The following is a 4,190-nucleotide window of genomic DNA, read 5'->3' as shown; positions in this document are numbered from 1 at the left end:
GCCATTGTGATCCTCCTAAAGAACAGTAATTTATATTATACCGTATTTTTCGATATTATTATAAAAAGATTTTAAAGTGAATAATAAGAAAAAAATAAAGCCATAACTTCAAACATTAGTTTAGGTTCTATTGTTTGAATTTTTTGTTTTAGAAGGTATATAATCTGAAATTGAAAATTTTCCAAATGAATTACGATTTTTTATTTCTGATCCGACATCAAGTGCTTAATGAAATGGTATGAAAGATTATAGGCTAGTGATACGAGATTAAATAAGAGGAATTTGCGTGCTGCAAGCGTCCTAGCTCAGATTTCTACTAGAGAAAAGTATTTAGTTGGAGTTGGTATGTTAATAAAAAGCGGATGGATGTCGAAACTAAATATTCATGACATTAAGGACAAAGATCAGGAAATATAATTTGGTATTCTGGGAATAACCGGAGATCCGTAGTTAAGGTTGCATAGTATTTGTATTTTTTTTCTAATTTTCCAATTGTTGTTATGTGATGAGAACCTAATCCGCGTCGTACACTATGTTGAGAAAGAGTCGGCCCAATTTGTAATTTTCGTTTTTTCATTGCATCGTTCCATGGACTATAAAAAAATTTAAAAATAAAAGCAGGTTCCATGTAAATGCTATAAGGATAATGCTGTTGTTATGTGATGAGAACCTAATCCGCGTCGTACACTATGTTGAGAAAGAGTCGGCCCAATTTGTAATTTTCGTTTTTTCATTGCATCGTTCCATAAAAAAATTTAAAAATAAAAGCAGGTTCCATGTAAATGCTATAAGGATAATGCGAACCATGTCTCCCGACTCTATAGTTCCCGTGCGAATTATTGTGAATTAATCTACCGTTAAGATATAGTTGGTTTGGATTAGGTTGAATTATTATGCCGTGATAACGTTGTTTAACAAGCGGAGAGCTATATCTTGGATTAGTGTAGCCATGAGTCGGTTCATCAATCATCATAATCATTCTTATTGAAAACATATTGCCGCTCATAGTGTTAAGTGATTTGAAAAATTGTTCTTTATTATAACAGCACAGGAATTCTGTCGTATTCAATACCATTTTCCATCCTGTAATTTCTCTTTCAATTTCCATAACTTCTTGATCAACTAAATAAGCATCAAATTCGAGTGATTTTGAGTTTCGTATTTCCCAATTAGGAGCGAATGTTTTACAGATTTCAACTGAACGATCAGTGGATCCACGGTTAATAAGAATGCCATGATCAAATAGCTTTGTATGGTGCATTAACCACCATGGAAGTAAATATTCTTCATTGTAAAAATGAGAAATTAAAGTAGTCTTAATCAAAATCACCTCCGTATTTAACCTGCTTCTTATTTAATATGATATGGAAGGAAACCTATTGTTAGAAGGTTTCCTCTTAAAAGTTTTAAACCACATAGGGTATGTGGATGGATTAGTATATAAAGTAGTCTGATTGATAAAGAGTGGTATTAAAAAGTACAAAATCTAAAATGAGCATCGAATTAGTGTATAACGATTGAAACGGCACTGAAAACTAATAAAACAGCCATAATGATGTTAAATAATTGATTATGTTTTAATAAAAGTTTTTGGAACATGGAACCAAAAAGACTCCAACTAAATGTACTCAGTAAACCGACTATACCTAGAAATAATGAGAAAAATAGAAAACTTGAATATGAATTGTAGTAAGGGAGTATAAAAGTAGAGACTACTGTGAGTCCGAATAATATTCCTTTAGGGTTAACAAATTGAAGGAAAATACCCACTGTAAATAAGTTTTTATTATTTTTTTCATTGTGACCGGCACCGCCTTTACTAGTAATTATTTTAAAGGCTAAATATAGCATATATGCGACACCTAAAATTTTTAAAGGAAATTCAATTATAGGGATAATATTAATTAATACAATATTAAAGAAACTGCATAAAGAAGTGAGGATGAAAAAACCGAATGCTACTCCGAAGCAAAAGTTTATACTTCTCTTTAATCCATGTTGATTTGCGTATGTCATAGCTAAGAAATTGTTGGGACCAGGTGTGAAGCTACTTATAAATACAAATAACAAAAAAGAAAATATAGGCATTTCAAAACCCCCTATTTTTTGTGTGTTATAATGACCAAAAAGAACAATATAACGTGTGCTTTTTATTATACATAACGGTCGTTATATTGTATACAGTGTAGGAGTGTTTTTTATGGAAGAAATTCAACTTATTCTGGCAAAAAATTTAAAATCAATACGTGAAAAAGAAAAATTAAGTTTAGAAAAGGTCTCTCAATTAACAGGTGTAAGTAAAACAATGATTGGACAAATAGAAAGAGGAGATTCAAGCCCGACACTAACAACAATATGGAAAATTGCTAATGGTTTGAAAGTATCATTTACCTCTTTAATTAATAATCCACAGCCTGATACGAAAGTAGTTTTACGAAATGATGTTCAAGTATTGTCTGAAGACAATGGGAGATATAAGGTGTATCCCTCATTTCCTTTCCAAGATGATAGGAACTTTGAAATCTATATGGTTGAAATTGATACAGAAGGGAATTTAAGTTCAGAAGCGCATAAAGAAGGAACAGAAGAGTTTATAACGGTATTTGAAGGGAAATTGACAATTGACATAAATGATTGTCAATATACGTTAAATAATGGAGACTCAATTCGCTTTAAGGCGGATAGACCGCATACTTATACTAATTCAGGAAGAACATTAACTCGGTTAAGTATGACTATTTATTATCCAGCTTTATAAGCTGGCAATAATATAAAGAGTAAAAGTAAATGTGTATTGTTAAAACCATCTATAAGAGATGGTTTTATTTTTTGAATATAAAAAAAGACACTCAATTGAGTGTCAATATAGTATTGCTCTCGCGTATAGGATTGGAGATGTTCCTCAAATACATATTGAGATGGTCTGTAAAGAAGAAACAATCTTCATCTTTAATGTAACATCGACATGGGGGAAGTGTAAATTGATAATATATATACGGAAAATTTAGTATAGATGTTTTCTACTATGGATATAGTACAATTTATTTTTATTACGTAATCACTATCGTAATATTTATCAATTGAGTATTTAGATTGTTTATTATAAAAAGAATGAATCATTTTTTAATCAATTCGTATAATTGTAAGAGAGGCACCTGTTGATCCACCTCCAACTAAATTCACGACGGATAATATACCAAATAATTGTAGTGAAATTGTATTACCAGCATTTAAATTAGTAATTAAATTATTACTATAATTTGAAGTTGATAAAGCGGGAGAAAAAATAGAGCCAGGAATTGGCGTAGAAGCGTTTAATAGTAGTCTAGTTCCAGCAAGTAGAGCGGTTGTCGTATCAACTTGATAGGTTAAATGATATCTTCCAGTTACAGGAATTGTAAATACGTCATTTGAAGCGTTAACTGTAAAATTACCAAGACTTTGGTTATTTGAAAGTGGAATGTTTGTTCCTCCTAATATGACTGAAACAGGACCACCTGATGTATTATTAGCGAACATAGAGTTTGTTGTAACGATAGACCCAGTACTTCCGGTAGGCCCAGTACTTCCGGTAGGCCCAGTACTCCCGGTAAGCCCAGTACTTCCAGTAGGCCCCGTAGGTCCAGTAAGCCTGTAAGGGAAAATAATGTCAAGGGCCATTGACATTATTTCTTTTTTTCTAATTTCATTATTATCTTGAATATAAATCACCTCATCTTTTTAAATAAGAATGTAATAGATTTAGTACTTTTTAAATAGAATGATTAATTTATTATATTAATTAAAGCGGTTATAGCAACGGTAAAATGTTTAATATATGTAATAATTCTTTGGGAAGAAAAAAGAGAATAGTTATAAAGTTATTCTTTAATGATAGGGTCATAATGATGTGTATGAATTAAAAAACATGTGGAATGAGGTATTAAATTGAAACGCAATGACAATTTATCATTGAATAAGGGGATGATAGGCCCAGAAAATATTGGACCTACATTTCCGATTCTTCCACCAATTTATATTCCAACAGGAGCAACAGGACCGACTGGAATAACGGGGCCGACCGGAATAACAGGACCAACCGGAATAACGGGGTCGATCGGAGAAACGGGGCCGACTGGAATAACGGGGTCGATCGGAGAAACGGGGCCGACCGGAATAACGGGACCGACTGGAGCAACAGGACCGATCGG

4 protein-coding genes and 2 pseudogenes are annotated in these 4,190 nt (G+C 32.3%); 2 read left to right on the top strand and 4 right to left on the bottom strand.

Annotated features, from left to right (window positions below):
• Positions 1-391: 391 nt before the first annotated feature.
• The 3 genes and pseudogenes from DN400_RS29050 to DN400_RS29040 all read right to left on the bottom strand — a co-directional run.
• Positions 392-649: pseudogene (locus tag DN400_RS29050) on the bottom strand (glycosyltransferase family 2 protein); the annotation flags it as partial.
• Between the two features lies 1 nt (position 650).
• Positions 651-1,324: pseudogene (locus DN400_RS29045) on the bottom strand (glycosyltransferase family 2 protein); the annotation flags it as partial.
• Between the two features lie 179 nt (positions 1,325-1,503).
• On the bottom strand, positions 1,504-2,088 hold the full coding sequence (locus DN400_RS29040; protein ID WP_147802107.1) for a LysE family transporter: 585 nt from the start codon (positions 2,086-2,088) through the stop codon (positions 1,504-1,506).
• 55 nt (positions 2,089-2,143) lie between these two features.
• Between DN400_RS29040 and DN400_RS29035 the strand changes: the two genes are divergently transcribed.
• Positions 2,144-2,758 (top strand): helix-turn-helix domain-containing protein, encoded by a 615-nt coding sequence (locus DN400_RS29035; protein WP_115609902.1) that lies wholly within the window; start codon positions 2,144-2,146, stop codon positions 2,756-2,758.
• Positions 2,759-3,123: 365 nt separating this feature from the next.
• Here DN400_RS29035 and DN400_RS29030 read toward each other — a convergent pair whose 3' ends face one another.
• Positions 3,124-3,711, bottom strand: a complete 588-nt coding sequence (locus DN400_RS29030; RefSeq protein WP_147802106.1) for a BclA C-terminal domain-containing protein — start codon at positions 3,709-3,711, stop codon at positions 3,124-3,126.
• Between the two features lie 216 nt (positions 3,712-3,927).
• Here DN400_RS29030 and DN400_RS29025 point away from each other — a divergent pair.
• The coding region (locus DN400_RS29025) for an exosporium leader peptide-containing protein (RefSeq protein ID WP_147802105.1) at positions 3,928-4,190 on the top strand (263 nt) is incomplete at its 3' end.

This window comes from Bacillus sp. AR8-1 (assembly GCF_008042345.1).
GTDB lineage: Bacteria > Bacillota > Bacilli > Bacillales > Bacillaceae_G > Bacillus_A > Bacillus_A cereus.
This window is presented reverse-complemented; position numbering and strand designations above follow the sequence as displayed.